The 18821-nt window shown below is 71.9% G+C and carries 18 protein-coding genes and 1 pseudogene; 8 read left to right on the top strand and 11 right to left on the bottom strand.

Annotated features, from left to right (window positions below):
- The 3 genes and pseudogenes from AB4039_RS18590 to AB4039_RS18600 form a co-directional block, all read right to left on the bottom strand.
- Window positions 1-481: pseudogene (locus AB4039_RS18590) on the bottom strand (ABC transporter permease); the annotation flags it as partial.
- A gap of 139 nt (window positions 482-620) precedes the next feature.
- Window positions 621-1877, bottom strand: a complete 1257-nt coding sequence (locus AB4039_RS18595; protein WP_442271229.1) for a L,D-transpeptidase — start codon at window positions 1875-1877, stop codon at window positions 621-623.
- A 145-nt stretch (window positions 1878-2022) separates the two neighbouring features.
- A complete protein-coding gene (locus AB4039_RS18600) occupies window positions 2023-2307 on the bottom strand; it encodes a hypothetical protein (protein WP_266841370.1) in 285 nt (94 codons plus the stop codon).
- Window positions 2308-2471: 164 nt separating this feature from the next.
- Here AB4039_RS18600 and AB4039_RS18605 point away from each other — a divergent pair, with 164 nt between their 5' ends.
- Window positions 2472-2891, top strand: coding sequence for a hypothetical protein (locus tag AB4039_RS18605; RefSeq protein WP_442271230.1), 420 nt, complete (start codon window positions 2472-2474; stop codon window positions 2889-2891).
- 97 nt (window positions 2892-2988) lie between these two features.
- Here AB4039_RS18605 and hutH read toward each other — a convergent pair whose 3' ends face one another.
- The 5 genes from hutH to AB4039_RS18630 form a co-directional block, all read right to left on the bottom strand.
- Window positions 2989-4530 (bottom strand): histidine ammonia-lyase, encoded by a 1542-nt coding sequence (gene hutH / locus AB4039_RS18610; RefSeq protein ID WP_266841826.1) that lies wholly within the window; start codon window positions 4528-4530, stop codon window positions 2989-2991.
- Window positions 4531-4624: 94 nt separating this feature from the next.
- A complete protein-coding gene (locus AB4039_RS18615) occupies window positions 4625-5743 on the bottom strand; it encodes a GGDEF domain-containing protein (RefSeq protein ID WP_266841367.1) in 1119 nt (372 codons plus the stop codon).
- A gap of 98 nt (window positions 5744-5841) precedes the next feature.
- Complete coding sequence (locus AB4039_RS18620; RefSeq protein WP_442271247.1) at window positions 5842-6645, bottom strand: enoyl-CoA hydratase/isomerase family protein; 804 nt, start codon at window positions 6643-6645, stop codon at window positions 5842-5844.
- 29 nt (window positions 6646-6674) lie between these two features.
- Window positions 6675-7850, bottom strand: coding sequence for an adenylate/guanylate cyclase domain-containing protein (locus AB4039_RS18625; RefSeq protein ID WP_442271231.1), 1176 nt, complete (start codon window positions 7848-7850; stop codon window positions 6675-6677).
- A gap of 337 nt (window positions 7851-8187) precedes the next feature.
- Entirely contained in the window at window positions 8188-9054 is an 867-nt protein-coding gene (locus AB4039_RS18630; protein WP_266841364.1) for a biotin--[acetyl-CoA-carboxylase] ligase, read from the bottom strand.
- A 131-nt stretch (window positions 9055-9185) separates the two neighbouring features.
- Between AB4039_RS18630 and AB4039_RS18635 the strand changes: the two genes are divergently transcribed.
- From AB4039_RS18635 to AB4039_RS18650, 4 genes are all read left to right on the top strand, one after another.
- On the top strand, window positions 9186-10778 hold the full coding sequence (locus AB4039_RS18635) for an acyl-CoA carboxylase subunit beta (RefSeq protein ID WP_266841363.1): 1593 nt from the start codon (window positions 9186-9188) through the stop codon (window positions 10776-10778).
- Between the two features lie 18 nt (window positions 10779-10796).
- Window positions 10797-11012, top strand: a complete 216-nt coding sequence (locus AB4039_RS18640; protein WP_266841362.1) for an acyl-CoA carboxylase epsilon subunit — start codon at window positions 10797-10799, stop codon at window positions 11010-11012.
- Between the two features lie 109 nt (window positions 11013-11121).
- A complete protein-coding gene (mmpB, locus tag AB4039_RS18645) occupies window positions 11122-11256 on the top strand; it encodes a morphogenic membrane protein MmpB (RefSeq protein WP_256462239.1) in 135 nt (44 codons plus the stop codon).
- 37 nt (window positions 11257-11293) lie between these two features.
- On the top strand, window positions 11294-11911 hold the full coding sequence (locus AB4039_RS18650) for a nucleoside triphosphate pyrophosphatase (RefSeq protein WP_266841361.1): 618 nt from the start codon (window positions 11294-11296) through the stop codon (window positions 11909-11911).
- On the opposite strand, the gene AB4039_RS18655 is transcribed toward AB4039_RS18650, so the two are convergent.
- Entirely contained in the window at window positions 11892-12329 is a 438-nt protein-coding gene (locus AB4039_RS18655) for a hypothetical protein (protein WP_442271232.1), read from the bottom strand. The two genes, AB4039_RS18650 and AB4039_RS18655, sit on opposite strands and share 20 nt — an antisense overlap.
- 377 nt (window positions 12330-12706) lie before the next feature.
- On the opposite strand from AB4039_RS18655, the gene AB4039_RS18660 reads away from it, so the two are divergent.
- A complete protein-coding gene (locus tag AB4039_RS18660) occupies window positions 12707-14470 on the top strand; it encodes an ATP-binding protein (protein WP_266841358.1) in 1764 nt (587 codons plus the stop codon).
- Between the two features lie 151 nt (window positions 14471-14621).
- Here the strand turns inward: AB4039_RS18660 and AB4039_RS18665 are convergent, their stop codons facing one another.
- Together AB4039_RS18665 and AB4039_RS18670 are read right to left on the bottom strand one after the other, a co-directional pair.
- On the bottom strand, window positions 14622-15560 hold the full coding sequence (locus tag AB4039_RS18665; RefSeq protein WP_442271248.1) for a DeoR/GlpR family DNA-binding transcription regulator: 939 nt from the start codon (window positions 15558-15560) through the stop codon (window positions 14622-14624).
- A gap of 223 nt (window positions 15561-15783) precedes the next feature.
- Window positions 15784-17223, bottom strand: a complete 1440-nt coding sequence (locus AB4039_RS18670) for an NAD(P)H-quinone dehydrogenase (protein ID WP_266841356.1) — start codon at window positions 17221-17223, stop codon at window positions 15784-15786.
- Window positions 17224-17407: 184 nt separating this feature from the next.
- On the opposite strand from AB4039_RS18670, the gene AB4039_RS18675 reads away from it, so the two are divergent.
- Window positions 17408-17845 carry a gamma-glutamylcyclotransferase gene (locus tag AB4039_RS18675; RefSeq protein ID WP_030231145.1) on the top strand — a complete coding sequence of 146 codons (438 nt, stop codon included), beginning with the start codon at window positions 17408-17410 and terminating at the stop codon, window positions 17843-17845.
- A 148-nt stretch (window positions 17846-17993) separates the two neighbouring features.
- Complete coding sequence (locus AB4039_RS18680) at window positions 17994-18800, top strand: purine-nucleoside phosphorylase (RefSeq protein WP_266841355.1); 807 nt, start codon at window positions 17994-17996, stop codon at window positions 18798-18800.
- Window positions 18801-18821: the final 21 nt, after the last annotated feature.

The raw sequence follows: 18821 nt of genomic DNA on the forward strand, positions 1-18821 counted from the left end.
CGCCGCCGCGGCCGCCGCCGCCGTTGCCGCCGCCCTGGGAGCGCCGCAACTCGCCCCGCTTGAACTGGCCGTTGACCTTCATCACCTGGAGGCTGAGGCCGCCCACCGCCTGCGCGACCCCGTTCTGGCCGGACACCTTGCCGACCGTGGCCGCGTCGAGGGTCTGGAAGCCCTGCGGCATCACGATGTCGTGGCTCTGCTCGGCGTCGGCGTTCGCGTCGCCGTCGCCCTTGGCGTCGAACTGGAAGCGGGGCCTGTTGGGCTGCCCGTTCTCGCCCGGCGGGGTCTGGGCCTTGGTGACGGTCATGTCCGTGCCGAGGCCGTAGAGCGACTGGAGGACCTTGTCCTGGGCGGCGTTCATGCCCGCCGAGACGGAGGTGACCACGATGACGAGGGCGATGCCGAGGGCGAGCCCGGAGGCGACGACGAACGCGGCCTTCCGGCGGCGGCGCAACTCGCGCCGGAGGTAGGTGAAGAACATGCGGCCGAAATTAGGTGGCACCCCTGATGGCCGGATAAGTCCCGGGTAAAAGTCCCATGAGAAGAAAGACGGACGGCGGGGAGCCCGTGGAGGGGCTCCCCGCCGTCCGTCGTACGGAGTCGGATCAGGTCGGTTCGGCTCAGGCCGAGGGGCCGGCCTTCCACTCCGCCCAGCTCATGTTCCAGCCGTTGAGGCCGTTGTCGGGCTTGATGGTCTTGTCCGGGGAGTTCGTCACCGTGACCACGTCGCCGATGAGCGAGTTGTCGAAGAACCAGGAACCGGCGGTGTCCGGGTCGTTGGCGCCCTTGGTGTCGTTCAGACCGACACAGCCGTGGCTGGTGTTCACGCTGCCGAAGATCGAGTCCGATCCCCAGTAGTTGCCGTGGATGAAGGTGCCCGACTCGGACAGCCGCATCGCGTGCGGAACGTCCTTGATGTCGTACTCGCCCTTGCCCTCACTGTTCTTGAAGCCGACAGTGGAGCCGTCCATCCGGGTCTCCTTGAACTTCTCGGAGATCACCATCTGACCGTTGTAGGTCGGGTTCTCCGGGGAGCCCGCCGAGATCGGGATGGTCTTGAGGACCTGTCCGTCCCGGGTGACCGTCATCTTCTTGGTCTTCGTGTCGACCGTGGAGACCTGGCTCCGGCCGACCTTGAAGGTGACCGTCTTGTTCTGGACGCCCTGGATGCCGGGAGCGCCCTGCACGCCCTCCAGCGCCAGCTTCAGCGTGACGGTGGAGTTCGCCTGCCAGTACTGCTCCGGACGGAAGTCCAGACGCTGGTTGCCGAACCAGTGGCCGACGACTTCCTGGCCGCTGGTGGAGGAAACCGTGATGGCCGCCTGCACGGCCTTCATGTCCTTGATCGGCTTGTTGAAGGTGATCGACACCGGCATGCCCACGCCGACCGTCTCGCCCTCGTCCGGGATGAACGAGCCGACGTAGCTGTTCTCCGGGGAGACCGTCGTGAAGGAGGTGTTCTCGTGCGCCTCGCGCCCGGCCTCGTCCTTCGCGGTCGCCGCGAGGGTGTACTTCGTCGAGCGCTTCAGCGCGCCGTCCGGCTTCCAGCTCTTGCCGTCGGCGGAGATCTTGCCCGCGACGACCCCGCCCTCCGTGGACTTGAGCTCGACCTTGGTGAGCTTTCCGTCGCTGACGGTGACGTTCGTGGCGTCGTTCAGACCGACGTTGGTCGCACCGCCCTTGGGCGTGATGGCTATTCGGGCCTTGGAGGTGTCCTTGGCCGCCGCGGCGTCCACGTCCGCCTGCGACTTGCCCGTTTCCGCGCCGCCCTTTGCCTTGTCGTCGCCCGCGTCGTTACAGGCCGAAAGCATCAGTACGCCACCGAGCACGGCGGACACGGCCACCAGGGACCGTCGCCGCTTGCTGTACGTCCTCACACGTCACTCCATCGTTGCCGGAAACCCCGAGGCTGCATTCCCGGGATCGGGCCGGGCAGGGGGGATCAACCCCCCTGCTCGTCCTGACAACGCGTTACGACGTGGAACGGTTCCACATTCCGTTCGGATGTGTGCAACCCCACGGTCAGGCGTTGTCGGCCTCTTCCTCGAAGTCACCATCTTCCTCGCCCAGGTCCCACTCCAGCGACTCGGGGTCGTATTCGACCGGTTCGCTGCTCCAAGAGGCCTGTGCCAGCTCGACTCCTGCCAGTTCCGCGACCAGGTCGGTGGGGTCCACCAGGTAGGCCAGCGCCTCGCATTCGTCCTCGCGCACGGCCGACTCGGCGTGGCCGCGCTCCTCGTCCGGCATGAACTCGTCGGCCTTGATGTGCGCGAGGGCGGCGCCGATCAGGGCGTCCGAGTCGGACACTTCGAGGACCAAATCCACCCGAAGCCGTACGTATCGTGATGTCTCAGAAGGGTTCATACGACGGAGAGTAAGCCCGCGACAGCCTCGACTTTCCCACGACCCGCCCCTTTCACTAGCATCTGCCCACACGGCCAATTCGCTGCTTCCGCAAGGGGGATCGCACCGTGTCCGCACCTCGCCCGCTGCTCACCGCTCTCGGAGCGACCACCCTCCTCGCCGCCCTCTGGTTCGTCCCCTCGGCCAACGCCACGGCTCCCGGACACCCGGCGGCCTCCTCCGGCGCACCCGTAGCCGCCAACACGGGCACCGTCACCGCCGCCGGCACCGGCACGGTCACCAGTACCGATAGCAGCACCGATACGGATACGGGTACGGATCCGGGTGTCGGCACCGGCACCGCCACCGGCACCCGTACCGGCAGCATCGCCGGGGTCAGCGAGGCGGAGCCGGCCTCCGTCGTGACCCTCTCGCTCGCCGACACCGGCAGCATCGACACCACCCCGTACGTGGTCGGCGGCACGCTCTGCCTCGGCCTCGGGGCCGGCTTCGTGGCCTTCTCCGTACGCCGCTCCCGCAGCCTGTAGACCGCGCGTACGACGCCGTACGCGAAAGGGCCGCGCCCCCCGGGGATCGGATCCCGGGGGCGCGGCCCTCGTACGACTGCGGCGGCGGACCGCCGGATCAGGCCAGCGGGCCCGTCACCGGCTCCACGGCCGCCACGAGACCGCCCGCGCGCACGAAGGCGTCGGCGGCGGCCAGGTCGGGGGCGAGGAAACGGTCCGGCCCGGGACCCTCCACGCCCGCCTCCCGCACCGCGGCGATCGCGGCCCGGCTGGCCGGCGCCGGGGTGAGGCCGTGGCGCAGCTCGATGGCCCGGGTGGCCGCGTAGAGCTCGATGGCGATGATCCGGGTCAGGTTGTCGATCGCGGTACGCAGCTTGCGCGCGGCCGACCACCCCATGGAGACGTGGTCCTCCTGCATGGCGGAGGAGGGGATCGAGTCGGCGGAGGCCGGAACGGCCAGCCGCTTCATCTCGCTGACCAGGGCGGCCTGCGTGTACTGGGCGATCATCAGGCCGGAGTCCACACCGGCGTCGTCCGCCAGGAACGGCGGCAGGCCGTGGCTGCGGTTCTTGTCGAGGAGGCGGTCGGTGCGGCGCTCGGCGATGGAGCCGAGGTCGGCGGCGGCGATGGCCAGGAAGTCCAGCACGTAGGCGACGGGCGCGCCGTGGAAGTTGCCGTTGGACTCCACGCGTCCGTCGGGCAGCACCACCGGGTTGTCGACGGAGGAGGCCAGTTCGCGGGAGGCGACCAGGGCGGCGTGCGCCATGGTGTCGCGGCCCGCGCCGGCGACCTGGGGGGCGCAGCGCACGGAGTAGGCGTCCTGGACGCGGGGGGCGGACTCCTCCTGGAAGTGCCCGGTGAGACCGGAGCCCTTCAGCACGGCGGCCATGTTGGCGGCGGAGGCGCCCTGGCCGGGGTGCGGGCGGATGGCGTGCAGCTCGGGCTGGAGCACCTTCTCGGTGCCGAGCAGCGCCTCCAGGGTGAGGGCGGCGGTGATGTCGGCGGACTTGTAGAGCCGGTCGAGGTCGGCGAGGGCCATGACCAGCATGCCGAGCATGCCGTCGGTGCCGTTGAGGAGGGCGAGGCCCTCCTTCTCCCGCAGCTCGACGGGCTCGATGCCGTACTCGGCGAGCAGTTCGCCGGCGGGGCGGACGGTGCCGTCGGGGCCCTCGGCGTCACCCTCGCCCATCAGCGCGAGCGCGCAGTGCGAAAGGGGGGCCAGGTCGCCGGAGCAGCCGAGGGAGCCGTACTCGTGGACGACGGGGGTGATCCCGGCGTTGAGCACGTCGGCCATGGTCTGGGCGACGGAGGGGCGCACCCCGGTGTGCCCGGAGGCCACCGTCTTCAGGCGCAGGAACATCAGGGCGCGCACGACCTCCCGCTCGACGCGCGGGCCCATGCCGGCGGCGTGCGAGCGGACGATGTTGCGCTGGAGCTGCGCGCGCAGCTCGGGGCTGATGTGACGGGAGGCGAGGGCGCCGAACCCGGTGGAGACCCCGTAGACGGGTTCGGGCTTGGCGGCGAGCGCGTCGACGATCTCGCGAGCGCGGGCGAGGGCGTCCAGGGCCTCGCCGGACAGCTCGATCCGCGCGTTGCCTCGGGCGACTGCGATGACGTCCTCGGCGGTGGTCCCGGACGTTCCCACCACGACAGTGTGCATATCCATATTCAGCACCCTACGGACTGAATCCCTTCATGTCACTAGCCAACATTGTCACGATCGCGCCCGCCCACCGCCCCTTACCCGGAGCGGATCACTGGCGGCCGCGGAAGCGGCGCCGCTCGCCCGGGGCCTCGCGCGCGGCGGCCGCGTCGGCGAGCCGCACCACGGCCGTGTCCCGGCCCGCCACCACCGGCTGCGCCGAGCGCGCGGCCTTCGCCTTGTACTGGGCGGCGTCCGCCAGCCGGAAGAGCCGGCGCGAGGATCCGACCGGCCCGATCGGGTCCCCGGTGGACGCGACCCCGCAGGCCACCCCTTCGCCCAGCTCCAGTTCGGCGGCGCGCACGCACACCTCCTCGGTCACCCGGACCACCTCGTCGGCCGAGGGCCCCACGCTCACCAGGCAGAACTCGTCGCCGCCCAGCCGGGCGACCAGCGTGCCCGCCAGCATGGCCCCGCACAGGCTCAGCACCGAGCCGAACCGCTCCAGCAGCCGGTCGCCCATGGCGTGCCCGAGGGTGTCGTTGACCTTCTTGAGGCCGTTGAGGTCGCAGACGACCAGGCTCACCACCGTTCCGGCGCGCCGGTGTTCCTCCAGGGCCCCGTCGAGCCGCATGTCGACGGCCCGCCGGTTCGCCAGCCCGGTCAGCGGGTCGGTGAAGGCCAGTCTGCGCGCCTCCTCCAGCCGTTCGTTCTGCGCGAGTCCGGCCGCCACCACCGCCGCGAGGACCGCCGCGAACTCGGCGTCGTCGTCGTCGAAGTCGGGCAGCCCCTCGTCCCGGGCGACGTACAGCTCGCCCCAGGCCCGCCCGCTGAGCACGATCGGCGCGACCACGCAGCTGCCGCGCCCGCGCCGGCGCAGGGCCTCGCCCCGGCGGCCCGGCCGGTCGCCGACCGCGCTCTCGACCCAGGCGTGCGGCCCGCCCCCGCCGGCCCAGCGTTCGTGCAGGAACTCGGTGATCTCCGGGAAGTCGTGCACGGGATAGGACTCGTCCTCCGGGAACTCCTCCTCCCCCGCCCGCCGTTCCCCCTCGTTGACGAGCACCCGCAGCCGCCCCCGCTCGCGCTCCCACGCGGAGATGGCGGCGAACGACCCGTCCATCGCCACCCGTGCGCCCCGGGCGGCGGCCCGGACGCTGTCCCGCGGCGCGCAGGCGGCCGCCATGGCCTGCGCGAGGCCCACGACGGCCCGAAGCCGCCCGTCAACTCCCATCGCCCCAGGTTAGGGGGTTTGTCTGATTTAGTGACAGTTGGCGCGCAATTTCGCGACCCCACGGTCACACCGCGTGACGGCCGCGGGCAGGGCGGGACCTACTCCCCCGGCCAGTTCGGCTTGCGCTTCTCGTTGAACGCGGCCACGCCCTCGGCCCGGTCCCCGGAGAAGGCCACCGTGCGCCAGGCCGCGTCCTCGATCTCCAGCCCGGCCGCCAGGTCCATCCCGTGGCCCAGCCGCAGCGCCCGCTTGGYCGCGCGCAGCCCGACGGGGGAGTTCGCCGCCATCGCCGCCGCCAGCTCCAGGGCCCGCGTACGGTCCTCGCCCGCCGGGGCCAGCGAGTCCACCAGGCCCAGGGAGAGCGCCTCCGCGGCCTCCACCCGCCGGGCCGTGAAGATCAGCTCGGCCGCCCGGGCCGCCCCGACCCGCCGGGGAAGCAACTGCGTACCGCCGCCGCCCGGGATCACGCCGACCGACACCTCGGGCAGACCGACCACCGCCGTCTCGTCGGCCACGATCACGTCGCAGGCCAGCGCCAGCTCGAAGCCGCCGCCCAGCGCGAAGCCGTGCACCGCGGCGACGGTCGGCATCGGCAGTTCCAGCACGCCGCCGTAGGCCCCCCGGGTGGTCGGCCGCTGCCGCACCAGCTCGGCGTCCGAGAAGGAGTTGCGCTCCTTGAGGTCCGCGCCCACGCAGAAGGCCCGCTCGTGGGTGGAGGAGAGCACGACCACCCGTACCGAGGCGTCGGCGGCGAGCGCCGCACAGGCCGCCCCGATGGACCGCGCCATCTCCGTGGAAACGGCGTTCATCGCCTTGGGCCGGTCCAGCACCAGCTCGGCGACGGCTCCGCCGTCACCATGGCGCCGCACCGCGACGAACTCCCCGTACCGGACCTCGTCCACAGCCACGCCACCCTCCCGGTTAACGAACGTTACCCGGGGATCTTAGGCGTCCTGCGCGTCAGCGACCAGGGCTCCACGACACCCAGACCGCGGACCGGCCGCTGCCACATCGGCTGGAGCGCGAAACGGTACGAGCCGCCGCCCTCCTCGGCCTCGGCGCCCTTCTCCGACTTCGGCGCGGCTCCGGTCCGGCTCAGCTCCTCGGCCATCGCCCCGTCCACCAGCACGGCGTCCTTCGGGGCTATGGAGGTCAGCCGCGAGGCGAGGTTCACGGTCGTCCCGAACACGTCGCCCATCCGGGTCGTCACGGTCCCGAAGGCGATCCCGACCCGCAGCTCGGGCATCTGGGGATCGGCCTCCATCGTCTCGATCAGCCGCAGCGCGATCTCCGCCGCCGTCGCCGCGTCGTCGGCGCAGTACAGCACCTCGTCGCCGAGGGTCTTGATGAGCCGGCCGCCGTGCGCCGCCACCAGGTCCGCGGCCGTGGTCTCGAAGGCCTCGACCAGCTCGCCGAGCTCCTCCTCCTCCAGCCGCCGCGTCAGCCGGGTGAAGCCCACCAGGTCCGCGAATCCCACCGCGAGCCTGCGGTCGACCATCTCCTCGTCGTCCGCGACCTGCACGACCCGGCCGGTGGCCGCCGCGAGCTGGCGGCGCCACACGTAGACGAGGAACTCCTCCAGCTCCGGCAGCAGCAGCTCGACCAGCGGGTACGTCACCTCCGTACGGGTCATGCCGGGCTCGGGCGGCTCCGTCAGGCCCTCCAGGAAGGAATCGATCTGCCACTCCGCCAACCGGGCGGTGGTCTGCCCGGTGGACCGGGCCACCTGCACGGCCATCGGCTCGCTGAGCAGCCCCGCCTCGACGAGACCGGCCAGGCGGCGCAGCGCCAGCACGTCGGCCTCCGTCAGCGCGCGCGCCTGCCCGATGTCCGCGAAGCCCATGGCCCGCCAGAACCGCGAGGCCAGCTCCATCGACACCCCGGCGCTGCGGGCGGCCTGGAAGGGCGTGTAGCGCCGCTCGGCGCCCAGGATCAGCTGCTCCAGCCGGATCGCGAGCGGGTCGGCCGTGGGCTGGGCGGTGTGGTCCACCTCGTGCATCGGGGTGTGCTGGTCGCGCCCGATCGGCGTCCCGGACCCCGAGCCGGAGCCGGTCCCCGGGCCCGGACCGGACCCGGACGCGCTGGACGCAGAGTCGTCGACGGTCAAGGGCCGCCTCCTGTCCATTCCGTGCGCACTGCGAAACCGGGTGATCACCGCGGGACCGGGATCGCCTAAACCATACGGCAGGTGTGCCGTAGCTCACTCCCCCTCCCATTCTGGGGCTTCTTCGCCTCCGGGGCGCTGATGCCGTGCTCTCACGGGCCACGTGCTCAGACCGCTCGTTCCTCACGGTCCTCCGCGCGAGCCCCCTGAGAGCACGGCGCCCCTTCGGCTCAGCAGTCCGTGCGGGCGGCGGGTGTGGCACGGGGCGGGAGCTGCGGCCGGGCTTCGCGCGGGGGCCGGGGGCGGGGCCCCCGGGAGGGCGCCGCCCCGGAGCTGGGCGTCAGCGCACGGAGCGCAGGTGCACCACGTCGCCCGCGCCCACCGCCTCCCGCTCCTCCTCCGGCGTCCGGATCACCAGCCGCCCGTACACGTCCACCGCTTCGGCCGTTCCGGTGAGGGAGCGCCCGCCGGGCAGCTCCGCGCGGACGTGTCGGCCCAGGGTCGCGCAGCCCGCCGCGTACGCCTCCTGGAGGCCGCTCTCGGCCGGGTCCCCGCCGGCCTCGCGCCAGCGCCCGTACCACTCCTCCAGCGTCCGCAGCACCGCCTTGAGCAGCGGCTCCCGGTCCGTCACCGTCGCCTTCGCCAGCAGCAGCGACCCCGCCGCCGGTACCGGCAGCTCGTCCTCGGTCAGCGTGACGTTGAGGCCGATCCCGACCACGACCCCGTCGGCGACCCGCTCCGCGAGGATGCCGGCGGCCTTGCGCTCCTCCCCGTCCACCGTGACCAGCAGGTCGTTGGGCCATTTCAGGGAGGTGTCCACGCCCGCCGCCCGGGACAGACCCTGCGCGGCGGCCACCCCGGCCAGCAGGGTCAGCCATCCCCACCGCTCCTGCGGGACCTCCTCCCCCGGCTTGAGCAGGACGGAGAAGAACAGCCCCGACCGCGCCGGAGCCGTCCAGCTGCGGTCCAGGCGGCCCCGCCCGGCGGTCTGYTCCTCGGCGACCAGCACGGCCCCCTCCGGCAGGTCCGCGGCCCTCCCGGCGAGGTCGGTGTTGGTGGAGCCGGTGGCGGGGACCACCTCCAGGGAGGTCCACAGGCCGCCCTCGACGACGAGGGCCCGGCGCAGGGCGGCGGCGTTGAGGGGAGGCCGGTCCAGGCTCGACCAGCGTCCCGCGGAGGGTCCGGCTGCTGCATCTGATGGCGTCATGCAAGCCACATTAGGTGTGTCAAACGCCGCACTGCCGAGCGCCATGCCCGCCGATACGCTACGCACCAGTAGCCAGCAGCAGTCAATCAATTGACCAGGCAGTTGACACCACACAGGGAGCCGCGACCCCGATGTCCCAACCCTCAGAGCCGATCGACATGCACACGACCGCGGGCAAGCTCGCGGACCTGCGGCGCCGCGTCGAGGAAGCCACCCACGCCGGTTCCGCGCGGGCCGTCGAGAAGCAGCACGCCAAGGGCAAGCTGACGGCGCGTGAGCGCGTCGCGCTGCTGTTGGACGAGGGGTCCTTCGTAGAGCTGGACGAGTTCGCCCGGCACCGCTCCACCAGCTTCGGCCTGGAGAAGACCCGCCCCTACGGCGACGGCGTCGTCACCGGCTACGGCACGGTGGACGGCCGCCCGGTGGCGGTGTTCTCGCAGGACTTCACCGTCTTCGGCGGAGCCCTCGGCGAGGTCTACGGCCAGAAGATCATGAAGGTCATGGACTTCGCGCTGAAGACCGGCTGCCCCCTCGTCGGCATCAACGACTCCGGCGGCGCCCGCATCCAGGAGGGCGTCAGCGCCCTCGGCATGTACGGCGAGATCTTCCGCCGCAACGTGCACGCGTCCGGCGTGATCCCGCAGATCAGCCTGATCGTCGGCCCCTGCGCCGGCGGTGCCGTGTACTCCCCGGCGATCACCGACTTCACCGTCATGGTCGATCAGACCTCGCACATGTTCATCACCGGCCCGGACGTCATCAAGACGGTCACCGGCGAGGACGTCGGCTTCGAGGAGCTGGGCGGTGCGCGCACCCACAACTCCACCTCGGGCGTGGCGCACCACATGGCGGGCGACGAGAAGGACGCCATCGAGTACGTCAAGTCCCTGCTGGCGTACCTGCCGTCGAACAACCTCTCCGAGCCGCCCTCCTTCCCGGAGGAGGCGGACACCGAGGTCTCGGACTCCGACCTCGAACTCGACACGCTGATCCCCGACAGCGCGAACCAGCCGTACGACATGCACACCGTGATCGAGCACGTGCTGGACGACGGCGAGTTCCTGGAGACGCAGTCGCTGTTCGCCCCGAACATCCTCACCGGTTTCGGCCGCGTCGAGGGCCACCCGGTGGGCATCGTCGCCAACCAGCCGATGCAGTTCGCCGGCTGCCTGGACATCAACGCCTCCGAGAAGGCGGCGCGGTTCGTGCGGACCTGCGACGCCTTCAACGTGCCGGTGCTGACGTTCGTCGACGTCCCGGGCTTCCTGCCGGGCACCGACCAGGAGTACAACGGAATCATCCGGCGCGGCGCGAAGCTGATCTACGCCTACGCCGAGGCCACCGTCCCCCTGATCACCGTCATCACCCGCAAGGCCTTCGGCGGCGCCTACGACGTCATGGGCTCCAAGCACCTCGGCGCCGACCTGAACCTGGCCTGGCCCACCGCGCAGATCGCCGTCATGGGCGCGCAGGGCGCGGTCAACATCCTCCACCGGCGCACGATCGCCGAAGCGGGGGAGAATGAGGTCGAGGAGGTGCGCGCCCGGCTGATCGGCGAGTACGAGGACGCGCTGCTCAACCCCTACACGGCGGCCGAGCGCGGTTACATCGACGCGGTGACCATGCCGTCCGAGACCCGCGCCCACGTGGTCAAGGGGCTGCGGCAGCTGCGCACCAAGCGGGAGTCCCTGCCTCCGAAGAAGCACGGCAACATCCCCCTCTAGGCCCCCGAGGAGCTCACAGTGATGATCAAGGTCGTCAAGGGCAACCCGACCCCCGAGGAGCTGGCCGCCGCACTGGCGGTGGTCCGAGCGCGCGCGGCGGCGCTGGCCTCGGCCCCGTCGGGCGCGCCCCGGGTCCCGGACGAGTGGGCCGCTCCGCGCCGGGTGGCGCGGCACCGGCTGCCGCAGCCCGGTCCGCGCGCGTGGGGCCGTACGTACTGGCCCGGCCAGCGCTGACGGAGCCGGCCGCGGGAAGGCCGGRCGCCCGGAAGATGGCGCGGACGGACGGTGGCGCCTGAGTACGAGTACTCAGGCGCCACCGGCGTCCCGGGGCAAGGATCGGAGCATGCTCTGGTCAGACCCGAAGAACGAGCCGCCGAAGGACATGCGCGACGCCCAGGCGATGCTCAGGCGGCTGCTCGTCGTGCTCGCCCTCGCGATGGTCGTCGGGGTGTACGTGCTCGGCATCGCCCCCTTCTAGGGGGACGGCCCGGTGGCACGGCCGCGGCCGCCCTACGATGGCCCCCATGACCGTAGAGCCACAGCGCACGCTCGTCCTCGCCTCCGCCTCCCCCGCCCGGCTGAACCTGCTGCGGCAGGCCGGGCTGGCCCCGCACGTGATCGTCAGCGGGTTCGACGAGGACACGCTCAGCCACGACGAGCCGGCCGGTCTGGCGCTGGCCCTGGCCGAGGCCAAGGCGGGTGTGGTGGCGGGCCTGGCGGAGGCCGCGGGCGCGCTGGTGATCGGCTGCGACTCGGTGCTGGAACTGGACGGCGAGGCCCTGGGCAAGCCGGCCGACGCGGCGGAGGCCACGGCCCGCTGGAAGGCGATGCGCGGACGCGCCGGGGTACTGCGCACGGGCCACTGCGTGATCGACACGACGACCGGGCGTCAGGTCTCGGCCACCGCTTCGACGACGGTCCGCTTCGGCGAGCCGACGGACGCGGAGGTGGCGGCCTACGTGGCGAGCGGCGAGCCGCTGCACGTGGCCGGGGCGTTCACCCTGGACGGCCTGTCGGCGCCGTTCATCGACGGCATCGACGGGGACCACGGCAACGTCATCGGCCTGTCGATGCCCCTGCTGCGCTCCCTGCTGGGCGAACTGGACGTGTCCATCACGGACTTGTGGGCCTGAGCCCCTCGACGCGTCCGGGCTCGTCCCGGTCCCCGGCGTAGAGCGTCAGGGCCAGGACGAGCAGGCAGAGGATCACCATCGTCGCCGCGAAGGCTCCCCAGCCGACGAGCGCCGCGGCGAGGGCGCCGAGCAGTACGTGGGTCAGGGCGGCGGCGACCAGCACGACACGGGCGAAGCGGCCGGGCGTGCGGTCCCGCAGCGCCGTCAGGGCGAGCAGGACGGCGCCCAGCAGGAAGAAGGCGCCGATGGCCGCCCCCAGCCCGTAGGTCGCCTTGCTCATGAGGTCCGGATCGCTGCCGGCGATGGACATCGACTGGTTCGCGGTGGTCCGCCCGAGCACGAGGTGGACGAGCACCAGGACCGCGGCTTCCGCGACGAGCGCGAGCGCGCCCAGCCCGGCCACGAGTCTGCGCAGCACGACGCCCCCATCCCCCGCACACCACAAGTGTGTTCGACGCACTGGAGGCTACTAACGAGTAAACCTGCGGACAAGAGGTCGGGACGGCTTCGTTACGGGAGCCCTCCGTGACGGCTCTCACTCAAAGAATGCATAGGCCGTTCGTAGGGACTCGACAAAGAATCAGCGGGGGCCGCTGACCCGCCGAACAGAGACCTGCACTGTGCAACGGGGTTACTGTGCAGTCGGGGATCTCCCTGACCTGGGGCGACACAAGGGCTTTCGCACCAGAGGGACGCTCGCATCACGCTCTGTGTGGGCAAGCTCACCACCGGGGAAGGGTCGAAAGGCCGTGTCGGCTGTCCCTAAACTCAGCTTGTTTCAAGGAGGGAGCCATYGTGCGCAAGGTGCTCATCGCCAACCGTGGCGAAATCGCTGTCCGCGTTGCTCGGGCCTGCCGGGATGCCGGGATCGCGAGCGTAGCCGTCTACGCCGATCCGGACCGGGACGCCCTGCACGTCCGCGCGGCAGACGAAGCTTTCGCGTTGGGCGGTGACACCCCGGCCACCAGCTACCTCGACTTCGCGAAGGTCCTGCAGGCCGCCGCCGACTCCGGAGCGGACGCCATCCACCCCGGATACGGCTTCCTGTCCGAGAACGCGGACTTCGCCCAGGCCGTCATCGACGCGGGCCTGACCTGGATCGGCCCGCCGCCGCAGGCCATCCGCGACCTCGGCGACAAGGTCGCCGCCCGGCACATCGCCCAGCGCGCCGGCGCCCCGCTGGTCGCGGGCACCCCCGACCCGGTGTCCGGGTCCGACGAGGTCGTCGCCTTCGCGCGGGAACACGGCCTGCCGATCGCGATCAAGGCCGCCTTCGGCGGTGGCGGCCGCGGCCTGAAGGTCGCCCGCACCCTCGAAGAGGTACCGGAGCTCTACGACTCCGCCGTCCGCGAGGCCGTCGCCGCCTTCGGCCGCGGCGAGTGCTTCGTCGAGCGCTACCTCGACAAGCCGCGCCACGTGGAGACCCAGTGCCTGGCCGACAGCCACGGCAACGTGGTCGTCGTCTCCACCCGTGACTGCTCCCTCCAGCGGCGTCACCAGAAGCTCGTCGAGGAGGCCCCCGCGCCCTTCCTGAGCGAGGCCCAGAACGCCGAGCTGTACGCCGCCTCCAAGGCGATCCTCAAGGAAGCCGGCTACGTCGGCGCCGGCACGGTCGAGTTCCTCGTCTCCGCCGACGGCCTGATCTCCTTCCTGGAGGTCAACACCCGCCTCCAGGTGGAGCACCCGGTCACCGAAGAGGTCTCCGGCATCGACCTGGTCCGCGAGATGTTCCGCATCGCCGACGGCGAGGAGCTCGGCTACGGCGACCCCGTCCTGCGCGGCCACTCCTTCGAGTTCCGCATCAACGGCGAGGACCCGGGCCGCGGCTTCCTGCCCGCGCCGGGCACCGTCACCAAGTTCGCTCCGCCCACCGGTCCCGGCGTCCGCCTGGACACCGGCGTCGAGTCCGGCTCGGTCATCGGCCCCGCCTGGGACTCCCTGCTGGCCAAGCTGATCGTCACCGGCGCCACCCGTGAGCAGGCCCTCCAGCGGGCCGCCCGTGCCCTGGCCGAGTTCGAGGTCGAGGGCATGGCCACCGCCATCCCCTTCCACCGCGCGGTCGTCACCGACCCCGCCTTCGCGCCCACCGACGGCAGCCCCTTCACGGTCTACACCCGCTGGATCGAGACCGAGTTCGTCAACGAGATCCCGGCCTTCGTCGCACCGGCGGCCGAGGACACCGAGGACGAGCCGGGCCGCGAGACCGTGGTCGTCGAGGTCGGCGGCAAGCGCCTGGAGGTCTCCCTCCCGTCCTCGCTGGGCATGACCCTCGCCCGGACCGCCGCCGCCGGCGGGGCGAAGCCCAAGCGCCGCGCCGCCAAGAAGTCCGGTCCGGCCGCCTCGGGCGACACCCTCGCCTCCCCGATGCAGGGCACCATCGTCAAGGTGGCCGTCGAGGAGGGCCAGCAGGTCAACGAGGGCGACCTCATCGTCGTCCTGGAGGCCATGAAGATGGAGCAGCCCCTCAACGCGCACCGCTCGGGCACCATCGTGGGCCTGAACGCCGAGGTCGGCGCCTCCCTCACCTCCGGCGCCACCATCTGCGAGATCAAGGACTGACGTCCGGGACCGCACCGCGGCACCAAGGACGAGGCCCCGCCCGGCTGACCGGGCGGGGCCTCGTCGTCGTCCGGACCGACCGGGCGGCGGTGCACGGCGGGCCACCCTGGCGGGAGCCGCCCGGCGGACACCGTCCGGGAACGGTCCGGGGTCAGCGGCGCCGCATGTCCGCGACGCGCGCCCGTTCGCCGGCCTGCTGCTCCAGCATCGAGGCGGGAGCGCTGCGCAGCTGGGCGGTGGGGCCGCCGCGCCGCTGGACCGGCAGGGGGGAGTCCCGGCGGGGCCTGCGCCCCTGCATGCCGTCCCCGCCCGGGGCTCCGCCGTGCCCCCCGCCGGAGGCCGCCGAGGAGCCCGCCACGGTGATCTGCACGCCCTGGTCGGCCAGCGCCTGGAGCTCGGTGGCGGCCCGGTCGTCGTGGGGCGGCGGCTCGTCCGTCACCAGCCGCGTCATGATGTCCGTGGGCACGGTCTGGAACATGGTGTCGGTGCCGAGCTTCGTGTGGTCGGCGAGGACCACCACCTCGGCCGCGGCCTGCACCAGCGCCCGGTCCACGCTCGCGGAGAGCATGTTGGAGGTGGACAGCCCCCGTTCGGCGGTCAGTCCGCTCCCGGACAGGAAGGCCCGCGACACCCGCAGCCCCTGGAGGGACTGCTCGGCCCCGCTGCCGACGAGGGCGTAGTTGGACCCGCGCAGGGTGCCGCCGGTCATCACCACCTCGACCCGGTTGGYGTGTGCCAGCGCCTGGGCGACGAGCAGCGAGTTGGTGACGACGGTGAGACCGGGCACCCGGGCGAGCCGGCGGGCCAGCTCCTGGGTGGTCGTCCCCGCGCCGACGACCACGGCCTCGCCCTCTTCGACGAGGCCGGCCGCGACATCGGCGATGGCGGTCTTCTCCGCCGTCGCGAGGTGGGACTTTTGCGGAAAGCCGGACTCCCGCGTGAAACCGCCCGGCAAGACCGCACCGCCGTGCCGGCGGTCGAGGAGTCCTTCTGCCTCCAGTGCCCGCACGTCCCGCCGTACGGTCACTTCGGAGGTCTGGACGACGCGGGCGAGCTCCCGGAGCGATACCGCTCCGTTGGCCCGCACCATTTCGAGGATCAATTGGCGACGTTCTGCAGCGAACACGAAACTGACAGTAACCCCAGCGACCGACTGCTTTCAGCTCTTTGCGCCGGAATACCGAAGTTGTCCATACGGCGGGTCGACTGGTGGTATACGCGGGCTGACTGCCGGGTGCCGCACCGGGGCCGGTCCGCCCCCGATCCCGACGACCGCCCCAAACCCCTTACGGGCAGGGGCGGTTGCCCGAAGCCTACGCCTCGCCCGCCGCCTTGCGGGTGTGCAACTGGCGTGCCACTTCCGCGATCGAACCGGACAGGGAGGGGTACACGGTGAACGCGTTTGCGATCTGCTCGACCGTCAGGTTGTTGTCGACCGCGATCGAGATCGGGTGGATGAGCTCGCTCGCGCGCGGCGAGACGACCACGCCGCCGACCACGATGCCGGTGCCCGGACGGCAGAACATCTTCACGAAGCCGTCCCGGATGCCCTGCATCTTCGCGCGCGGGTTGCGCAGCAGCGGCAGCTTCACCACCCGGGCGTCGATCTTGCCCGCGTCCACGTCGGCCTGGGTGTAGCCGACGGTGGCGATCTCCGGGTCGGTGAAGACGTTCGAGGAGACCGTCTTCAGGTTCAGCGGGGTCACGGCGTCACCGAGGAAGTGGTACATCGCGATGCGGCCCTGCATGGCGGCCACGGAGGCCAGCGCGAAGACCCCGGTCACGTCGCCGGCCGCGTACACGCCCGGCGAGGAGGTGCGCGACACCTTGTCGGTCCAGATGTGGCCCGAGTCCTTGAGCCGGACCCCGGACTCCTCCAGGTTCATGTTCTGGGTGTTCGGGATGGCGCCGACGGCCATCAGGCAGTGCGAGCCGGTGATGACCCGCCCGTCGGACAGGGTGACCTCGACCCGGTCCCCGACCCGCTTGACGGACTCGGCGCGCGAGCGGCCGACCACGTTCATGCCGCGGCGCCGGAAGACGTCCTCCAGCACGGCCGCGGCGTCGGGGTCCTCGCCCGGCAGGACGCGGTCGCGCGAGGACACCAGGGTCACCCGGGAGCCGAGGGCCTGGTACGCGCCGGCGAACTCGGCGCCGGTCACGCCCGAGCCGACCACGATGAGCTCCTCGGGGAGCTCCTCCAGGTCGTAGACCTGGGTCCAGTTCAGGATCCGCTCCCCGTCGGGCATCGCGTCCGGGATCTCGCGGGGGGTGCCGCCGGTGGCGATCAGCACCGCGTCGGCGGTCAGGATCGTCTCCGTGCCGTCGGCCGCGGTGACGATGACGTCACGGGTCCCGTCGATGCCCTGCGGGCCGCCGAGCTTGCCGCGACCGCGCAGCACCCGGGCGCCGGCCCGGGTCACGGACGCGGTGATGTCGTGGGACTGGGCGAGCGCGAGGCGCTTGACGCGCCGGTTCACCTTGCCGAGGTCCACGCCGACGACGCGCGCGGCCTGCTCGATGGGCGGGGTGTCGTCGGCGACGACGATGCCCAGTTCCTCGTACGACGAGTCGAAGGTCGTCATGACCTCGGCGGTCGCGATGAGAGTCTTCGAGGGCACGCAGTCGGTGAGCACCGACGCCCCGCCCAGACCGTCGCAGTCGACGACGGTCACCTCCGCGCCGAGCTGGGCCCCCACCAGGGCCGCCTCATACCCGCCGGGTCCGCCGCCGATGATCACGATCCGGGTCACGAAAAGTCCGCCTCACGTCTACCCGGCCGGCTGCCGCCCCGGCCGGCGGTCCGGGGGGTCTCCCCGGGGGATGCATTCCGTGCTCCATTGTCCCGCACTCATCAAGGTGCTTCGCCCCCGGTCCCGACCCCGCTGCGCCATCCGGGCACGCGGGCCGGGCCGCCCCTCCCGTACCCTCGACCTCATGTCGCTCTACGCCGCGTACGCCGGCAACCTCGACCCGCGGCTGATGACGCGCCGCGCTCCGCATTCGCCGCTGCGCGGCACGGGCTGGATCAACGACTGGCGGCTGACCTTCGGCGGCGAGCAGATGGGGTGGGAGGGCGCCCTCGCCACGATCGTCGAAGCCCCCCGCCACCAGGTCTTCGTCGCCCTCTACGACATCGCCCCGCTGGACGAGGACTCCATGGACCGCTGGGAGGGCGTCGGTCTGGACATCTACCGGCGCATGCGGATCCGGGTGCACACCCTGGACGGCGAGGAGGCCGCCTGGGTGTACGTGCTCAACGGCTACGAGGGCGGGCTGCCCTCGGCGCGGTACCTGGGCGAGATCGCCGACGCCGCCGAATCGGCCGGCGCCCCGCACGACTACGTGATGGAACTCCGCAAGCGCCCCTGCTGACCTCCACGCCTCCCCGACCGGCCCTCGACCGACCGAGGCCGGACCGGGACCACGGGGGGCGTTTCGGCGGAAACGACAAGGCAACGATCCGAACACCGTGAGCTGTGCCATCTACGCGCGTAGGCGATAAGCGGCTACGCTCGTCAGCGTGAACGCATCTGTTACCGACCCCTTCGCCGACGCCGACGCCGCCGCCACCCGCCTGCGCGAGCTGACCGGCGTCGATTCCCACGATGTCGCCCTCGTCATGGGCTCCGGCTGGGCCCCCGCCGCCGAGGCGCTGGGCGCGCCCGAGGCCGAGTTCCCGGTCACCGAACTGCCCGGCTTCCCGCCCCCGGCCGTCGAGGGCCACGGCGGCAAGATCCGCTCGTACAAGATCGGCGACAAGCGCGCGCTGCTCTTCCTCGGCCGGACCCACTACTACGAGGGCCGCGGCGTCGCCGCCGTCGCGCACGGCGTCCGCACCGCCGTCGCCGCCGGCTGCAAGACCATCGTCCTGACCAACGGCTGCGGCGGTCTGCGCGAGGGCATGAAGCCCGGCCAGCCCGTCCTGATCAGCGACCACCTCAACCTGACGGCCACCTCGCCGATCGTCGGCGCGAACTTCGTGGACCTCACCGACCTGTACTCGCCGCGCCTGCGCGCCATGTGCAAGGAGATCGACGCGAGCCTGGAGGAGGGCGTCTACGTCCAGTTCCCCGGCCCGCACTACGAGACCCCGGCCGAGATCAACATGATCCGCGTGATGGGCGCCGACCTGGTCGGCATGTCCACCGTGCTGGAGGCCATCGCCGCCCGTGAGGCCGGCGCCGAGGTCCTGGGCATCTCCCTGGTCACCAACCTGGCGGCCGGCCTGTCCGGCGAGCCGCTGAACCACGAAGAGGTCCTCCAGGCCGGCCGCGACTCGGCCTCCCGCATGGGCACGCTGCTGACGCAGGTCCTCGCCCGCATCTGATCGACGTACGAGAGGGAAGGC

This window comes from Streptomyces sp. M-16, from assembly GCF_052114405.1.
Classification (GTDB): domain Bacteria; phylum Actinomycetota; class Actinomycetes; order Streptomycetales; family Streptomycetaceae; genus Streptomyces.